This is a genomic window from Candidatus Sarcina troglodytae (genome assembly GCF_015708635.1).
GTDB classification, from domain to species: domain Bacteria; phylum Bacillota; class Clostridia; order Clostridiales; family Clostridiaceae; genus Sarcina; species Sarcina ventriculi.
Map to the genome: position 1 here is coordinate 230,612 of NZ_CP051754.1, position 18,714 is coordinate 249,325.

Sequence of the window (18,714 nt, forward strand, 5' to 3'; positions counted from 1 at the left end):
TTAAATAAATTTTATTATTTCAAAAAATGTACATAAATATGTTTAAATTTTTAAAAATTAATGAATATTAGTATTATTTTTTGTTTTTTGGTAAAAACTATTTTAAGGAAGAATTTTGTAAAGGAGAACAGTAGTGAGTAAAAGTAATTTAGTGTCTAGTAGAAAAAATATTTTAAAAGAATTAAAAGATAGTTTAATTAAAATAAAAGATACTCATAGCTACATAAAAAAATTATCTAATGAAAAAGAAGAAATTATAGGGGGTGGGCAATGGCTTCTTGATAATATTTATCTTATTGAAAAAGAGTATAAAGTTGTTAAACTCAATATGCCTATTCAATATTTTAATAATTTGATTTTAGAAGATATTGATAAAAAAGTTTCTCCTAGAATATTTAATTTAGCTATGAAAATGGTTAAAAGTCATAGAGGAAAAATTACAGAAATAGATTGTATAAATTTTATAAAAAATGAGAATGAAATGTTAACAATGGGTGAACTATGGGCATTTCCTTTAATGCTTAGAGCAAGCTTAATAATAAATTTATCAAAGTTTACTGATAGTTTAAAAGATATGCAAAAAGATAAAAAAGAAGGGGAAGATTTAGCTCGTACTTTAGAATTATTAGATGAAAATTATAACAAATTAAATGATTTAAAAGAACAAATAAAAAATAAATCATTTATATTTTTGCAGTCATTAAATAATGCTATAAAATATAATTTAACTCAAAATAATGAAATAAATGAAATAATAAGAGAAGAATTTAAACATAAAGAAAACGGAGAAAATATTAATTTTTTAGAGGCATCATTAGAAGAGGAAATTGGAGCATCTATAATATCATTTCGACAAATAGACAGTATAAATTGGAGAAATTTTTTTCAAAATACTTCAATGGTTGAGAAAATACTTATGCAAGACCCAGCTTTGGCATATGAAAAAATGGATTTTAAATCTAAAGATTATTACCGTCATAAAATAGAGAAAATATCTAAGAAATATGGGATAAATGAAATTGATATTGCAACAAAAGCAATTGATTTATCAAGGAGAAATAATGTTATCAATTGTGAATATAAAAAGCATGTGGGGTATTATTTGGTAGATAATGGTATTGAAGAATTGGGGGAAGAATTAAAACTTAATCTTAAAAATATTTATTCATATTCAAAATTTTTAAGTATAAATATTTTTGGAACACTTTTAATAGATTTTATAGTTTTATTTATAATTTATCTTTTAGGAGAATCTTTTGAGATATATAAATATTTAGTAGCGGCAATAATTCTTTTAATACCTTGCAGTGAAATAATAGTATCAATAATAAATAGATATGTGTGTAAACATGTGGATATAAGACACGTGCCTAAGATGTATATAAATGATTTAGAAAATAATAATAAAACTATAGTTATAATCCCTACTATTATATCTTCTAAAAATGATATTTTAAATTTAGTAGAAAAATTAGAGATTATATATTTAGCTAATAAAGTTAGTAATGTTTATTTTGCTATACTTGCAGATTTTAAGGATTCTGTTACGGAAAATAGAGATGAGGATAGCATATTAAACATTTTTGCTCTAAAAAATATAGAGAATTTGAATAAGAAATATAATTTTGAAGAAGAATGTAAGTTTTTCTTTTTAAATAGAAAAAGAACTTACAACCCTAAAGAAAATATATTTATGGGAAGAGAAAGAAAGAGAGGAAAAATAGTAGAGTTTATTAATCTTTTAAAGAAAGATAAAAATCATACATTCAATCTTATAAGCACTTCAATTGAAAACTTAAGAGATGCAAGATATATAATAACCTTAGATACAGATACTTTTGTTCCTAGAAATAATATAAAAAAATTAATAGGTGCAATGGTTCATCCGTTAAATAAAGCTATTATTAAAAATGGTAGGGTTGAGAGAGGATATGGAATTATGCAGCCTAAAGTGTCAATATCTCTAGAAAGTGCTAATGCTAGTAAATTTGCAAAGATTTTTGGTGGAGAAGGAGGAGTTGATGGGTATTCCATAGCTTATTCTGATACCTACGAAGACCTTTTTGCGGAAGGAATATTTACAGGAAAAGGTATTATAGATATTGATGTTTTTTATGAGGTTGTAGAGAAAAATATACCTAATAATAAGGTTTTAAGTCATGATTTGTTAGAGGGATGTTATGCTAAATGTGCTCTTGTAACTAATAGTGAATTTATAGATGATTATCCAACAACGTATATAGGTAGTATAAAAAGATTAAAAAGATGGGTAAGAGGAGATTGGCAGCTTATACCTTGGCTTTTTAACATCGATATTTCTCATTTATCAAAATGGAAAATATTTGATAATTTAAGGAGAAGTATAATTGCACCGTGGATTTTGTTTGGATATGGGGTTATTTTATATTTTTTAGATTTTAAAATTGAATTAATTTTTATACTATTCTTAGCAGTTATGATTCCTTTACTATTTAATATAACTGACTTTGTTGTAACCCCTAAAAATAAGTTAATAGGAACAATTAAAAGTTTTAAGCAAGTGCTTTTAATTATAAGTTTTATTCCGTATCAAGCATATACTATGGTTTGTGCAATAATAAAAACTTTATATAGAGTCTTTATATCTAAAAAGCATATGTTAGAATGGGAAACATCTGATGAAGCAGATAAAGCTGTAAAAGGTACATTAAATTATTATTATTCAAAGATGTGGTTTTCAACTGTATGTGGAATAATTTTTATGATTATTGCTTTTAAAGGAGGATTAGCAATATTTTTAATAACTTATGCTCTATCAATTCTTTGGATTTTAGCTCCACTTATAGCATGGAATATTAGTAAAAAAATAGTTTGTGATAAAGTTGATTTAGAAGAGAATGACAAAAAATATTTAAGACAATTAAGTAGAAGAATTTGGGCATATTATGATGATTTTATAAATGAAGAAAACAATTATTTAGCTCCAGATAATTATCAAGAATTGCCTTTTAAAGGAATAGCTTATAGAACGTCACCAACTAATATTGGAATGGGGCTTATATCAAATGTAGTAGCATTAGATTTAGGATATATAGTTTTTGAAGATGCGTTATCTAGAATAGAAAAAATAATAAGTAGTATGTTGTTATTAGAAACATATAATGGGCATTTTTTAAATTGGTATGATACAAAAACAAGAAAACCACTATATCCTAGATATATCTCAACAGTTGATAGTGGAAATTTATTGGCTTGTCTTTTAATTGTAAAAGAGGTGCTTAATGATTATAAAAAAAATACTATATTCACAAAAAAACAAATCTTTGCTATTAAAGATACTTATTCTATTTTGGGAGAAGAACTAAACATAAATAAAGTTCTTTTAAATGAAACTGACTTTATAAATGTATTAAATGAAGAATTGCAAAATATTAAAAATAAAAGAGAGTATTGTAAAGGAGAAGAAAATGTTTATTGGATAGAAAAATTAGAGAATGAGATTACCTATAAATTGAACTGTTTAGAAAATCCAATAGATATAAAAGATATAGAAGTTCGGGTAAAGAAATTAATAAATGATATAGATGAAATATGCAATAAAATGAATTTTAAAATATTATATGATAAAGATAGAGAGCTTTTTTCAATAGGTTATAATTTGGAAAATAATTCATTAGGAGAATCTCATTATGATCTTTTAGCTTCGGAATCTAGAATAGCATCATTTTTAGCAATATCAAGAAATGAAGTTGATTATAGCCATTGGTTTAAGCTTGGAAGAGCTATGACAAATGCATTTAGGGGAAAGAGTTTAGTTTCATGGAGTGGAACTATGTTTGAATATTTTATGCCAAATTTAATAATGAAAAATTATTCAGGAACTCTTTTAGATTTGACTTATAAATCTGTTATAAAGGCTCAAATTGCATTTGGTAAAAAGAAAAGGGTACCTTGGGGAATATCAGAATCAGCTTTTTATGAGTTTGATGCATCAGAGAATTATCAATATAGAGCTTTTGGTGTCCCAGGGATTGGATTGAAAAGAGGGTTAGAAAATGAACTTGTAGTATCCCCTTATTCAAGCATAATGACACTCACAATGACCCCAACAGAGTCAATTAAAAATTTAAGATTATTAGAAAAATATGGTGCACTAGGTAAGTATGGATTTATAGAAGCCATAGATTTTACACCAAACAGGATAAATAAAATATTAGATGATAATATAATTTCTAAAAGTAATAAAGATAGGATAACTAATATAAAGAGAAAAGGCAGGAATGTTAGATGTTATATGGTTCATCACTTGGGAATGTCTTTATTAGCTTTAGACAATGTTTTAAATGATAATAACATACAAAAAATATTTCATAGTATTCCTTCAATTAAAGCAACTGAAGTTATTTTAAAGGAAAAAATCCCTAGTTTTATAACTTTTGAAAGAAATTTAGAACAAATTGAAGATAAGAAAAATATCAATATCAAGGAACTAGTACCAAGAGTATATAAAAATATTTTAAGAAAAAATCCAGAGGTTTTATTGCTTTCAAATGGAACATTTTCAACTATGTTAACTTTGACTGGAAGTGGTTATTCTAAAAAAAATGAAGAACTTTTATATAGATGGAAAGGTGATAACACTTTAGATAATAGTGGATTTTTTATTTATATAAGGGATTTAAAAGATAATAGTTATTGGAGCACAACTTATGAACCTTGTAGGAAAAATAAAGAAAACTATGATGTTAGTTTTTCTGTTGATAAGGCTTTATTTAACAGTAAATATAAAGATGTTGAAACTTCAATGGAGGTTGTAGTAGCTCCAGAGGATGATTTAGATATAAGAAAAGTAACGTTAAAAAATATTGGAGAGATTGATAAAACTTTAGAAATAACAAGTTATATGGAAGTTGTTTTAACGACTTTTGATGCAGATACTGCTCACCCTGGATTTTCAAATCTTTTTATAGAAACAGAATATGATAAAGAACATAAAGTTTTAATTGGAAAAAGAAAACCAAGGACTAAAAATGATAAAGTTTCTTATATATTTCATAAATTAATAGGAAGTGATTTATTCGATGTAAGTTATGAAACTGCTAGATTAAATTTTATAGGAAGAAATAAAGATTTGGATTGTCCTAGTGTTTTTGAAAGTAATAAATCATTGTCTAACACATTGGGAACAGTATTAGATCCTATATTAAGTATACGAACAAATATTAGCTTACTTAAAGATGTTAAAAAGCAGATTTATTTTATAACTGGTGTAGCTTCGTCGAAGGAAGATGTAATAAAACTTGTTAAGGAATATAGTGAGGTTTCGAGGCTAGAGAGTTCGTTTAATATGTACAATAAATCTATGCAGATTGAATTAAAGTCTTTTAATATAAGTTCAGAACAGGCTAATATATATCAAGTACTAGCATCATATATGTTGTTTTTAAATTATAATATGAAAAGTTATGAGAAATATATAAAAAATATAAATAAATTTCAAAAAGATTTATGGGCTTATGGAATATCTGGAGATTTAAAAATAGCTATGGTAGATATTCAAAATAATGAGGAGATGAATCTTGCAATAGCTATGATTAAAATGCATAAGTATTGGAGAAGCAAAGGATTAAAAACAGATTTAATAATTTATAATAATGAAAAAATAAGTTATGATCAACCTCTTCAAAAAGAAATACTAAATAGTATAAATAATCTATATTTAGAAGATGTAATAAATAAACAAGGTGGAGTATTTCTTTATAATAAATCAACTATGGGAGAAGATATTCACGACTTTTTATTAGGAATAGCGTCTTTTTATATAAATAAAGAAAGAGAAACTATATTAACACAAATAACATCAGATGATATTGTAGAGGATATGAAGTATGATTTCCCTGAAAACATAAATGATTTAAATGAAAATATGACAGAAGAAAAAATATATGATATAACATCAGAACTAGATTTTTTTAATGGATATGGCGGATTTGATAAGAAGGATTCAAGTTATGTTATATATTTAGATAATAACAAAAATACTCCTGCTCCATGGATAAATGTAATAGCAAACAATAATTTTGGATTTAATGTTTCAGAAAGTGGTTCTAGTCATACATGGTGTGAAAATAGCAGAGAAAATAAAATAACGCCTTGGAGTAATGATTATATAAAAGATACTTTAGGAGAGGCATTATATATTAGAGATGATGAATCCGGAAAATATTTCTCAATATCACCAGAACCAGTTCGAGATAATGGTGAATATTTAATAAGACATGGGTTTGGATATTCAATATTTAATCATAAAGCTTTGGAAATAAAATCTGAGATGACTTTGTTTTGTCCAAAAGATGAAAAAGTTAAAATTGAAAAGATAGTTTTAGAAAATACATCAAATAGAGACAGAGAAATATCGGTATTTTTCTATGCACAGCTTGTTTTAGGCGTGTTAAACTTTAATACTAAAAAATATATTACAACTTATAAAAAAGACAATTATATATTTGGAGAAAATAGATATTCTGAATACTTTGGAAAGTTAAAAGCTTATGCAACTATATTAGGTGGAGATAGTTTGAACTTTACTTGTGATAGGAGTGATTTCTTAGGATTTGACAAAGGATTAAAAGCCCCTAAAGCATTAAGAGAAAAAAATTTAAAGGGAGTTTTCGGAAGTGTTTTAGATTCTTGTTTAGTGATCCAAAGTAAAATAAAACTTAATGCAGGAGAGAGAAAAGAGCTTGTAGTACTTTTAGGTGAAGAAGAGGTTTTAGAGGATATAGAAAATAAAATAAATAAATATTCTAACATGAACAATGTGGATGAAGCTTTAGAGGATATTAAAGCTTATTGGAAAAAATTTTTAGGTGCTATACAGGTTAAAACATCAAATAAATCTATGGATTATTTATTAAATGGGTGGCTTTTATATCAAAATTATAGTTGTAGATATATGGCGAGAACAGCTTTTTATCAATCAGGAGGAGCCTATGGATTTAGAGATCAACTTCAAGATTCTATGTCTATCGGTCTTATAAAGCCTAATATAACTAAAGAGCAAATTTTAAAAAGTGCGTCAAGACAGTATATAGAAGGGGATGTTCAGCATTGGTGGCATCCTATAATAAATAGTGGTATAAGAACTAGATTTTCAGATGACCTTTTGTGGCTTCCATATGTTACTGCCGAATATATAAACTTTACTGGAGATTATACGATTTTAAATGAAGTATCTCCTTATTTAGAAGATGAACCTTTAAAATCTGGTGAAGATGAAAGATATACAATAGTTAATCAATCATCAAAAATGGGAAGCATATATGAACATTGTATAAAAGCTATAGAAAAATCATTAAAATTTGGAATTCACAATATTCCTCTTATGGGGAGTGGAGATTGGAACGATGGTATGAGTACTGTTGGCAATGAAGGAAAAGGTGAAAGTGTTTGGCTTGGTTGGTTTATATATGATATACTTTCAAGATTTGATGATATTTGTACTTATATGAATGATGTTGAGCATAAAGAAAAATATTTAAAAATGAAAGAGTTTATAAGGGAACATTTAGAGAAAAATGCTTGGGACGGTAGTTGGTATAGAAGGGCTTACTTTGATGATGGAACTCCACTTGGTTCAAAGGAAAATATTGATTGTAAAATAGATTCATTAGCACAAAGTTGGTCAGTAATATCTCATGCTGGAGATTTAGAAAGGGCTAAAAAGGCTATGAGTTTTGTTGAAAAATATTTAATTGATGATAATTTAAATATAATAAAATTGCTATCTCCACCATTTGAAAAGTCTAAAAAAGAGGAGCCAGGTTATATTAAAGGATATGTAGCTGGAGTTAGAGAAAATGGAGGGCAATATACACATGCTGCAACTTGGGTCGTTTTAGCTTTTGCAAAACTTGGGATGGGTGAGAAAGCATTAAAATATTTTAATATGATAAATCCAATAAATCATACAAAGAACAAAGATGACTGTGAGAAATATAAACTAGAGCCATATGTTATGGCAGCTGACGTTTATATGAGAGAACCTCATGGAGGACGTGGGGGATGGAGTTGGTATACTGGAACAGCAGGTTGGATGTATAAAGTTGGACTTGAATGGCTTTTAGGATTTAAGACTTATAAAAATGAAGGATATAAAATAAATCCTCTAGTGTTAGATTCATTGGGAGATTTTGAATTAGAAATAAATAATGAAAAAGAAAATTATAAAATAAAAGTGGTGAAATTTGATGAAAATAAAATACTTATAAATGGAGAAGAAATAAAAGGTGATTTAATACCAAGAAATTTAGGTGTAGCAAATATAGAGGTTTATAGAAAAGTTTAAGAATAAAAAAATATGTTGATTTTAGTAAAGTAAAAAAATAGTTTAGCTTATCTAAAATCAACAATCATTAAAAAATATTAAAATGACATTAAGTTCTTAGGTTAAATTTATGTGAACAAGATTTGCAAGTAACAATTATAGCACCTTTTCCACGAGGAAGTCTTAATTTTTGTTTGCATTTTGGGCATTTAACAATTTTGTATTTTTTGAAATTAGTTATTTTATATTGTACTTCATATTTTATTTGATTAAAAAATGAAGGAATATTATTAAAAGTTAATCTAGGAAGAGTATCTGGGAGTTTTTTATTAAACTTAGATAATATATTGTTAACAATAAAAGTGAATCTATTAAGTTCAGTTATTCTTTTATATGTTTTTTTTGAAAAAGCTCTATATATGGCAAAAATAAAAATAGCTAAACCTATAATAGAGGTGATGTTAAAAAGACTTAATATACAACTTAATATCATCAAAAAGATAGATAGTATATCAAAACCATATGAACCGTAAAAAATTTTCATTAAAATTCCTCCTAATCTCATTTAATATATATTATATTATATTAGGAAAATATTTCACAGGAGAATAAAAAAAGAATTTTTAAATAAATATTAAAGTTTATTAATATTTTTATGAACTCATACATATATAAATATTAGTAAATTAAAAATATTTATATTAAATTTTAATGAATGTTATTTATTTTTAAATGTGAATATGTTAAAATAAAAACATAAAAATTAATAAAAAGTCTTCAGGGCAGGGTGAAATTCCCTACCGGCGGTAAAGCCCGCGAGCCTAATTAAGGCAGATTTGGTGAGATTCCAAAGCCGACAGTAAAGTCTGGATGAAAGAAGAAAATGAAAAAGCATTAGTTTAGATGATGCGTGTGTTTGATTTGTATTTATGCTCTGAAATAATATTATTTCAGAGCTTTTTAATTTTTAAATATAAATTATAGTGTATTAAAATTCATATTTATGCTTTAAAATCTTTTGAATAGAATGTTTATATAACATGAAATTTGGATTTTATTTATATATTTTTAAATGCAATCAAATTTATAGAAATGATAATTTTGAGCCCTAAAGATTTTTCTTTAGGGCTTTTATTTTTTTAGTTAGGAGGTGCTTAATGTGGACAACTTTTATATGAGTTTAGCATTAGAAAATGCTAAAAAAGGAATAGGAAAAGTTAATCCAAATCCAATGGTAGGATCTATTATTGTAAAAAATGAAAGAATAGTGGCGAGTGGTTTTCATAAATGTTATGGAGGAGATCATGCTGAAATAGATGCATTTAAAAATGCTATGGAAGATGTGGAGGGAGCTACTATGTATGTAACTTTAGAACCTTGCTCTCATTATGGTAAAACACCACCTTGTGTAGAAAAAATTATAGAAAAAAAAATAAAGAGGGTTGTAATAGGCACTTTAGATCCTAATCCCTTGGTTTCGGGAAATGGAGTAAGAAAGCTAATAGATGCAGGCATCGAGGTTAGTGTAGGAGTTTTGGAAGAGGAGTGTAAAAGAGTAAATGAAATTTTTATGAAGTATATAACAAGTAAAAAGCCTTTTGTCATTATGAAATGTGCAATGTCATTGGATGGAAAAATATGCACGAAATATGGTGAATCAAAATGGATAACTGGGAAGGAGTCAAGAAGTCATGTTCATAAAACTAGGAATATGGTTTCGGCAATAATGGTTGGGGTGGATACTGTGATAAAAGATAATCCAAAATTAACTTGTAGAATGGAAAATGGTAAAAATCCTATAAGAATTATTGTAGATAGTACACTTAGAATCCCTCTAAAATCTAATGTTTTAGTTGATGAGTATAGAGATAAAACAATAATAGCAACTACATGTTCTGCAAATAAGGAAAAGGTAGAATATATTCAGAGTTTGGGAGCTAAAGTTTTAATTGTTGATAAAAAAGAGAGAAGAGTGAATCTTAATGATTTAATGAATAAATTAGGTGCTATGAATATAGATAGTATTTTATTAGAGGGTGGAGGAACATTAAATTTTTCAGCACTTAATGAAAAAATTATTGATAAAGTTCAGGTATATATAGCACCTAAAATAATCGGGGGAAAATTAGCTAAAACTCCAGTTGAAGGCGTTGGAATTGATAAATTGAATGAAGCATTTAATCTTAAAAATTTAAGGGTTGATGTTTTAGATGAAGATATATTTATTGAAGGGTATTTCAAATAAAGAGAGATTTAATTGTTTAGCTGAAAGAAAAGTTGAGTAACTAAATTTAAAAATTAGTTTTATGGCAGATTTAATAAGGAGGTATTTTATGTTTACTGGGATAGTTGAGGAAATAGGGAAAGTTCAAAGTATAGACAGTGGAAATATATCATCAAGTTTATATATAGAATGTTCTAAAGTGTTGGAAAAAACGAAAATAGGGGATAGTATAGCGGTAAATGGAGTGTGCTTAACAGTAGTGAAAATTTTGGAGAATGGCTTTAAAGCAGATGTGATGCCAGAAACTTTAAAAAGGAGTAATTTAGGAAATTTAAGTATAGATAGTGAGGTTAATTTAGAAAGAGCGTTAACTTTTAATAGCAGATTGGGAGGTCATATAGTAAGCGGGCATATTGATGGAGTTGGAAAAATAATTTCTTTTGAGAGGGAGGGCAATGCTGTATGGATTAGCATAAGTGCTGATTTTAATTTGTTAAAATATATAATTTTTAAAGGATCAATAACAGTAGATGGAGTTAGTCTTACAGTTGCATATATAGATAATGAAATTTTTAAAGTATCAATAATTCCACATACAGAAGAAGAAACAATACTTCTAAAAAAAGGTATTGGATCTTTTGTGAACTTAGAGTGTGATTTAATAGCAAAATATGTAGAAAAATTACTTGATATTAATAAAAAAACTGAAATAAAGGATATTGATAAAAATTTTTTATTAGAAAATGGATTTTTATAAATATGCAAAGTTAAGTTATAAATTATTAAAATTAGTTAGATTATTTAGGAGGAAATATTATGAATAGATTTAGCAGTATTGATGAAGCAATTTTAGATATAAAAGAAGGCAAAATGATTATTGTAATAGATGATGAAGATAGGGAGAATGAGGGAGATTTGTTAATGGCTGCTGAAAAAGTAACTTCAGATTCTATAAATTTTATGGCTAAATTCGGAAGAGGACTTATATGTATGCCTATTGAAGAGGGTATAGCAAAAAAATTAGAATTTAATGCAATGGTTTTAAATAATACAGATAACCATGAAACTGCATTTACAGTATCTATTGATCATGTTGATACACAGACTGGAATATCTGCATTTGAAAGAGCTTATACAATAAAAAAAGTTTTAGATGAAAAGTCAAAGAATGATGATTTTAGAAGACCAGGACATGTATTTCCATTAATAGCTAGAGAGGGTGGTGTTTTAAATAGAAGTGGTCATACAGAGGCTGCAACTGATTTAGCTAAATTAGCTGGATTTAAGGGAGTTGGAGTTATATGTGAAATAATGAGTGATGATGGAACAATGGCAAGAACTGATGAGCTTTTAAAATTTGGAGAAAAGCATAACTTAAAAGTAATTACGATAGCAGATTTAGTTGAATATAGGAGAAAAAAGGAAGCTTTTATTGAGAGAGTTGTAGAAACTAAAATGCCAACAAAGTATGGAGATTTTAGGATATTTGGATTTGTAAATAAGTTAAATGGAGAACATCATGTAGCTTTAGTAAAAGGTGATATTAAGGGAGATGAAGCAGTTTTAACAAGAGTGCATTCAGAGTGTTTAACTGGAGATGCTTTAGGTTCTAAAAGATGTGATTGTGGGGAACAATATGCTGCTGCTATGAAACAAATAGCAAAAGAAGGAAGAGGAGTTCTTCTATATATGAGGCAAGAAGGAAGAGGAATTGGGTTAATAAATAAGTTAAGGGCTTATGAACTTCAAGATAAAGGAATGGACACAGTGGAAGCGAATATAGCATTAGGTTTTCCACCTGATATGAGAAATTATGATATAGCAGCAGAAATACTTAAGGATTTAGGAGTTAATAAGGTGAGGCTTATGACTAATAATCCTGAAAAGATTTCAGGATTATCAAAATATGACATAAAAATAGTTGAAAGAGTTCCCATTGAAATGAATTATAACGAAATTAATGAATTTTATTTGAAAACAAAAAAAGAAAAAATGGGACATATATTACACTATTAATTTATATAGAAATGAATTGTTTATAGCATTAAAAAAATATATAGCATAGTTTTGAGGAGGAATAAAAATGAATTTAATAGAAGGAAATTTAATTGCAGATGGTTTTAAAATAGGTATTGTGGCGTCTAGGTTTAATGAGTTTATAGTATCTAAACTTGTAGATGGTGCTTTGGATGGATTAAAAAGACATGGGGTTTTGGATGAAAATATAGATTGTGCTTATGTACCGGGAGCTTTTGAAATACCTCTAATTGCAAAGAAGATGGTAATGAGTAATAAATATGATGCAGTTATTTGCTTAGGAGCTGTTATAAAAGGTTCAACACCACATTTTGATTATGTTTGTGCAGAAGTATCAAAAGGAATTGCCAATATTTCACTTGATACTCAAATGCCTGTAATATTTGGTGTGCTTACAACTAATAGTATAGAACAAGCAATAGAAAGAGCGGGAACAAAAAGTGGAAATAAGGGGTATGATGCAGCAGTATCAGCAATAGAAATGGCTAATTTAATAAAAAATTTTAAATAATAAAATATATAATGATTAAGGTTGTTTTAATAATATTAAAATAACCTTAACATATGTATATTTATAAAAAATCTAGATATTAAAAATTATAAAACAACATTTTTAGCTAATTAAGTAATTATTGAATATTTTTTTATATTATTATATAATTAGAAACTGTTATTGGAACAAAATTCAAGAAAATTTTTCATAAATAAATATTTTTTTGGTGTAATTTAGATAAACATTAATAAATAAATAGAAATTTTAAGCTTAATCTATTAAATAATAATAGATTTTTTTATAAATACTATTTGTTTAGTAGTATATAAGTTTATTGAAAAAAAAAAGAATTTTTAATAGAATATATATATCTTATTAAATGTTTTTTATAATTTAGATGAATAAAGGTGTTTGATTTAAACAATTGTTATAATAGACATGAGGATATAAGTGGTAAAAATAAATGATATATATGTAAAAAAGTTTATTAAATAAAAGTTTATATTAAAAAATTCAAAAAAATAAGTCGAATTATGTAAAAACAAGTTGATATGATAAAAAAAATAATATATAATTATAAACAAAGACAAATTTAAATGTATTATTTGCGTCTTGTGTTTATGATAATAAAGTATTATTATAAATAAGTTAGCGTAAATAATAAGTTTAAAAAATATTAAGTACATATGTTAACAGTTGCTTACAATTATTAAAAACAGATTTTGTTATTAAATTGGAATTAATAATAAATAATTAGGTTTTATATATGGATAATAAAAGAAAAAATGTTTTTATTTAAAAATATGAATAATAATTTAGGCATTATGAAAATATATAATTATATGGAATAATTATATATTAATAGTCATAACTATAATAATAATTATAAAGTACATAAAAAATAGAAATTATAAATAGTTATACCGCTCTTAATTCATAAACATGATTTATAATTATTTGATTGTGGTTTGTTGACGGATTTAAATTATGTTTATGTTTTAAATTTAATTGTAGCAAATAAAAATAAATTATATAAGTAAGGAAGGGAAAGCTATGAACATTAAAGAAAAAGCAGAAAAATTAGCTGCAACAGCTGTAATAAATACTGTTTTGCAAATAATTGATAAAGACCCTGAAAAGAATGTTGATAAAATATTCGCAGCAATAAAGAAATTTGTAAAAGATGAAGATCAAAAGAAACAAATTGACAACGTATGTCAATACTATAATGAAAACCCAGCAGTAAAAGAATTTATACAAGGAATTCTTAAAACTACAAACAAGAAAGCGTTAAAGAAATTCTTTACTAACTTCTTTGTTAATGGTGTTTGGCTTTCAGCAAGCAAAAGAGAAAAATATATGGAAGAAGAAAATGTTAAAATTCCATTTATAATGCTTATAAGTCCATCAATGAGATGTAACATACATTGTACTGGATGTTATGCTGCAAGTTTCAGCAAAAAAGACGATATGTCACCAGAAGAAGTTGATAGATTAATTGGTGAAGCTAGAGATTTAGGAATTCACTGGATAGTTGTTTTAGGTGGAGAACCATTCTTTAACAAATATATGTTAGATTTATATGAAAAATATAACGATGTAATGTTTACACCATTTACAAATGGAACATTAATAGATGAAGAAACTGCTGATAGATTAGCAAAAGCAGGTAACGTAATACCAATGCTTTCTGTTGAAGGTAGTGAAGAAGCTACAGACGGAAGAAGAGGTAAAGGAGTTTACCAAAAAGTAATGCATGCTATGGATTTACTTAACGAAAGAGGAGTATTATTCGGAGTTTCTACAGCTGCTACAAGTCAAAACATAGAATCAGTAACAAGTGATGAATTTACTGACTTAATGATAAGCAAAGGTTCAAAAATGTGCTGGTACTTTATATTCATGCCAGTTGGAGACGCAAAACCAGACTTTAGTTTAATGCTTAGCCCAGAACAAAGATTATACTTAGGTAAGAGAGTTAGAGAAATCAGAAAAACTAAACCTTACTTTACATTAGACTTCTTTAATGACGCACCATATGTTGGAGGTTGTATAGCAGGTAAATATTACTTCCATATAAACTCAAAAGGAAATGTTGAACCATGTATATTCTCACATTTCTCAACACAAAATGCTATTGGTAAGCCATTAATAGATGTTTTAAGAGATCCATTCTTCAGAATAATGAGAGAAAAACAACCATACAACAAGAACATGTTAAAACCTTGTTCAATGATAGATAACCCAGGATTCATTAGACAAATAGTAAAAGAAGCAGGAGCTAAACCTGATGATGAAGGTGCAGATGCAATGATAAATGATCCAGAATTTAAAGCTACTTTAAATCAAATAGCTAAAGAATTCACACCATATGCTGATAAAGAATGGAAAGAAGTATTCCATGAAAAAGGAAATATGCAATTCTCAACAGGTCATAGTAAGAAATTAAACGGAAAATTAGATAAATAATAAAAAAGAGATGCAGTATGCATCTCTTTTTTATTAACCCCATAATCCTGCTAACATTAAAAATCCTGGTATCCAAGCCGTTACAATCCCTTCAAAGACTGATAAATAGCCAACTGATTTCCCTAAATTTATCTTTAAGACTGTTTCTATCCAACCAGTAAGCCATAAAAGACCCCACAACCACCAAATTATAGCCATGCTTATATTAAAAAATCCGCCAGAGAAAAAGCTAATAAGTCCAGCTGGAATTGAGTTAATTGCAACAAATAGAGAATACCAACCATATAATCTTTGATCTAACTTAAAGATACCGTTAAGTGCTATATAAAGATAGGTAAAACCAAACAATAGTCCAGTAGCAGCGGCGTAAAAATCACTTCTAGATGTTAAAAATTCTCCAAATACAATAGTTATTATATTTGCTATTACTGATAAACCTCCTGTAAATAAATTCATGATTGATTGAGAGCGGGGGTCAATTTTACTAAGTCTAGCGATACCATTACTTATAAGTACAATACCAACATATAAAAGAACTACTCCTAACATTTTAAAATCCTCCTTTTAAATAAAAAAATTATTTTAGTTATTTTGTGTTTAAAGAAGAATAATAATACTCAAAATTAAAAATTTTTAAGAATAAATACATATATAATCAATAAAATGGAAATATTAATAGGGGATAGTTTATAGAGTTAACTTTTATTTAGGAAAATAAAATTATGTCATATAATCTATAAAATAATAGTATAAGAAGGAGGAGTAAAAATGAGATTAACAATGAGAGAGCAAGAAAAACTTATGGTTTTTGTTGCTGCACAGGTTGCAAGAAAAAGGCTTGAAAAAGGATTAAAACTTAATTATCCAGAGTCTGTTGCTATCATTACAGATGAAATAATGGAAGGTGCTAGAGAGGGAAAAATGGTAGAACAATTAATGGATGAATGTAGAAATATATTAAAGAGAGATCAAGTTATGGAAGGGGTACCAGAGATGGTTCACACTGTTCAAGTTGAATGTACATTTCCAGATGGAACAAAACTTGTGACAGTTCATGATCCGATTCAATAAAAGGAGGTTAGAGTACAATGATACCAGGAGAATACATATTAGCAAAAGAGTCAATTAAATATAATGAAGGGAAAGAAGCAATAGAACTTAGAGTTGTTAATGATGGTGATAGACCAATTCAAGTTGGTTCGCATTTTCATTTTTATGAAGTTAATGATCAATTAGATTTTGATAGACAAAAAGCATACGGAAAAAGATTAGATATACCTGCAGGAACTGCTGTTAGATTTGAGCCAGGGGATGATAAAATAGTTAAGCTTATAGATATTGGTGGAACTAGAAGAGTTTATGGTTTAAATAATAAAGTTGATGGATTCTTAGATAAGGGAGGAAGAAATTAATGAGTTTTGAAATAGATAGAAAACGTTATTCACAATTATTCGGTCCTACTGTAGGTGATAAGATAAGACTTGGAGACACAGATCTTTTTATAGAAATAGAAAAAGATTTAACTAGCTATGGAGATGAATGCAAATTTGGAGGAGGTAAATCTTTAAGAGATGGAATGGGTCAAAACTCTATTGAGACTAGAAAGAATCCATTAGTTGTCGATCTTATAATAACAGGTGTTACCGTTGTTGATTATACAGGAATATATAAAGCAGATATTGGTATAAAAGATGGTAAAATAGCTGCTATTGGTAAAGGTGGAAATCCTCATGGAATGGATAATGTTGATTTTATAGTTGGTGTTAGTACAGAGGCATTAGCTGGTGAGGGGCTTATTTTAACAGCTGGTGGAATAGACACTCATGTTCATTATATAAGTCCGGATTTAGTTGAAACAGCCCTTCATGGTGGAATAACTACAATTATAGGTGGAGGAACTGGTCCTAATGATGGAACTAATGCTACAACTGCATCACCTGGTGCATGGAATATTGAGAAAATGATAGAATCAGCTGAAGGGCTTCCAATAAACATGGGCTTTTTAGGAAAGGGAAGTGGAGCTAATATAGAGGTTAATGCTGAGCAAATAGAAGCTGGTGCTTGTGGTCTTAAAATTCATGAAGACTGGGGTGCAACTAAATCTGCAATAGAGTATTCGCTTCAAGCAGCTGATAAATATGATGTTCAAGTTGCAATTCATACAGATACATTAAATGAAGGTGGCTTCGTTGAACATACAATAGAAGCAATTAGCGGAAGAACAATTCATACATATCATACAGAGGGTGCAGGTGGTGGTCATGCGCCTGATATATTAAAAATGTCTGGTCAAGTAAATGTATTACCAGCATCAACAAACCCAACAAAACCATATACAGTAAATACTATAGCAGAACATTTAGATATGCTTATGGTTTGTCATCATTTAGATGCTAAGGTTCCAGAGGATGTAGCTTTTGCTGATTCAAGAATTAGAAAGCAAACAATAGCAGCGGAAGATATATTACATGATTTGGGGATATTTAGTATTATGAGTTCAGATACAATGGCTATGGGGAGAATTGGTGAGGTTATAACTAGAACATGGCAAACAGCTTCAAAAATGAAAGTTCAAAGAGGACCATTGAAATGTTCTTGTGGATGTAATGATACGGAACAAAATGATAATAACAGAGTTAAAAGATATGTTGCAAAGTATACAATAAATCCAGCTATAGCACATGGAATAAATGAATATGTAGGTTCAGTTGAAAAAGGTAAAATGGCTGATTTAGTTCTTTGGGAACCAGCATTTTTTGGTGCTAAACCAAAGATGATAATTAAAGGAGGAATGGTTAGCTTAGCTGTTATGGGAGAAGCTAATGCATCAATTCCAACTTGTGAACCAGTGCTTTTAAGATATATGTTTGGAGCTTATGGAAAAGCTAAAACTACTACTTGTGCAACATTTGTTTCTCAAGCATCTATTGAAAATGGCATAAAAGAGAAATTAAATTTAGATAATATGGTATTGCCTGTTAAAAATATAAGAAACTTAACTAAGAGAGATATGAAATTGAATGATGTAATACCAAAGTCATTAGAAGTAGATCCTCAAACTTATGATGTTAAAGTTGATGGAGAACTTATAACTTGTGAGCCAGCAAAATGTTTACCACTCACTCAAAGATATTTCTTATTCTAATATAAATATTTTATGCTTATCACATTATGTGTGATAAGCAT

General features: G+C 27.5%; 11 protein-coding genes and 1 riboswitch. Of the genes, 9 read left to right on the forward strand and 2 right to left on the reverse strand.

Annotation, left to right across the window (positions count from 1 at the left end; genetic code table 11):
* Window positions 1-133 precede the first annotated feature (133 nt).
* The gene (locus HH195_RS01060) at window positions 134-8,326 is read left to right on the forward strand and encodes a glycoside hydrolase family 94 protein (protein WP_196371260.1); all 8,193 of its coding nucleotides are present in this window, start codon (window positions 134-136) and stop codon (window positions 8,324-8,326) included.
* Window positions 8,327-8,414: 88 nt separating this feature from the next.
* Here HH195_RS01060 and HH195_RS01065 read toward each other — a convergent pair whose 3' ends face one another.
* The gene (locus tag HH195_RS01065; RefSeq protein ID WP_196371261.1) at window positions 8,415-8,849 is read right to left on the reverse strand and encodes a zinc ribbon domain-containing protein; all 435 of its coding nucleotides are present in this window, start codon (window positions 8,847-8,849) and stop codon (window positions 8,415-8,417) included.
* Between the two features lie 225 nt (window positions 8,850-9,074).
* Window positions 9,075-9,191, forward strand: a riboswitch (FMN riboswitch).
* A 273-nt stretch (window positions 9,192-9,464) separates the two neighbouring features.
* Between HH195_RS01065 and ribD the strand changes: the two genes are divergently transcribed.
* The 5 genes from ribD to HH195_RS01090 all read left to right on the forward strand — a co-directional run bounded on the left by ribD (window position 9,465) and on the right by HH195_RS01090 (window position 15,528).
* Window positions 9,465-10,550, forward strand: coding sequence for a bifunctional diaminohydroxyphosphoribosylaminopyrimidine deaminase/5-amino-6-(5-phosphoribosylamino)uracil reductase RibD (gene ribD / locus HH195_RS01070; RefSeq protein WP_196371262.1), 1,086 nt, complete (start codon window positions 9,465-9,467; stop codon window positions 10,548-10,550).
* An 88-nt stretch (window positions 10,551-10,638) separates the two neighbouring features.
* Window positions 10,639-11,286 carry a riboflavin synthase gene (locus tag HH195_RS01075; RefSeq protein ID WP_196371263.1) on the forward strand — a complete coding sequence of 216 codons (648 nt, stop codon included), beginning with the start codon at window positions 10,639-10,641 and terminating at the stop codon, window positions 11,284-11,286.
* A 59-nt stretch (window positions 11,287-11,345) separates the two neighbouring features.
* Window positions 11,346-12,545: a bifunctional 3,4-dihydroxy-2-butanone-4-phosphate synthase/GTP cyclohydrolase II gene (locus HH195_RS01080; RefSeq protein WP_196371264.1), complete on the forward strand. Its 1,200-nt coding sequence runs from the start codon at window positions 11,346-11,348 to the stop codon at window positions 12,543-12,545.
* Window positions 12,546-12,612: 67 nt separating this feature from the next.
* Window positions 12,613-13,077: a 6,7-dimethyl-8-ribityllumazine synthase gene (ribH, locus tag HH195_RS01085; RefSeq protein WP_055259798.1), complete on the forward strand. Its 465-nt coding sequence runs from the start codon at window positions 12,613-12,615 to the stop codon at window positions 13,075-13,077.
* 1,035 nt (window positions 13,078-14,112) lie between these two features.
* The gene (locus HH195_RS01090; protein WP_055259796.1) at window positions 14,113-15,528 is read left to right on the forward strand and encodes a radical SAM/SPASM domain-containing protein; all 1,416 of its coding nucleotides are present in this window, start codon (window positions 14,113-14,115) and stop codon (window positions 15,526-15,528) included.
* Window positions 15,529-15,561: 33 nt separating this feature from the next.
* Here HH195_RS01090 and HH195_RS01095 read toward each other — a convergent pair whose 3' ends face one another.
* Window positions 15,562-16,077, reverse strand: coding sequence for an AmiS/UreI family transporter (locus HH195_RS01095; RefSeq protein ID WP_055259794.1), 516 nt, complete (start codon window positions 16,075-16,077; stop codon window positions 15,562-15,564).
* 219 nt (window positions 16,078-16,296) lie between these two features.
* Here HH195_RS01095 and HH195_RS01100 point away from each other — a divergent pair, with 219 nt between their 5' ends.
* The 3 genes from HH195_RS01100 to ureC are packed head-to-tail and all read left to right on the forward strand — an operon-like array spanning window position 16,297 to window position 18,673.
* A complete protein-coding gene (locus HH195_RS01100; RefSeq protein WP_055259792.1) occupies window positions 16,297-16,599 on the forward strand; it encodes an urease subunit gamma in 303 nt (100 codons plus the stop codon).
* Between the two features lie 17 nt (window positions 16,600-16,616).
* Entirely contained in the window at window positions 16,617-16,940 is a 324-nt protein-coding gene (locus tag HH195_RS01105) for an urease subunit beta (protein WP_196371265.1), read from the forward strand.
* A complete protein-coding gene (ureC, locus tag HH195_RS01110; RefSeq protein WP_196371266.1) occupies window positions 16,940-18,673 on the forward strand; it encodes an urease subunit alpha in 1,734 nt (577 codons plus the stop codon). Before HH195_RS01105 ends, ureC begins: the two co-directional genes overlap by 1 nt.
* Window positions 18,674-18,714 lie beyond the last annotated feature (41 nt).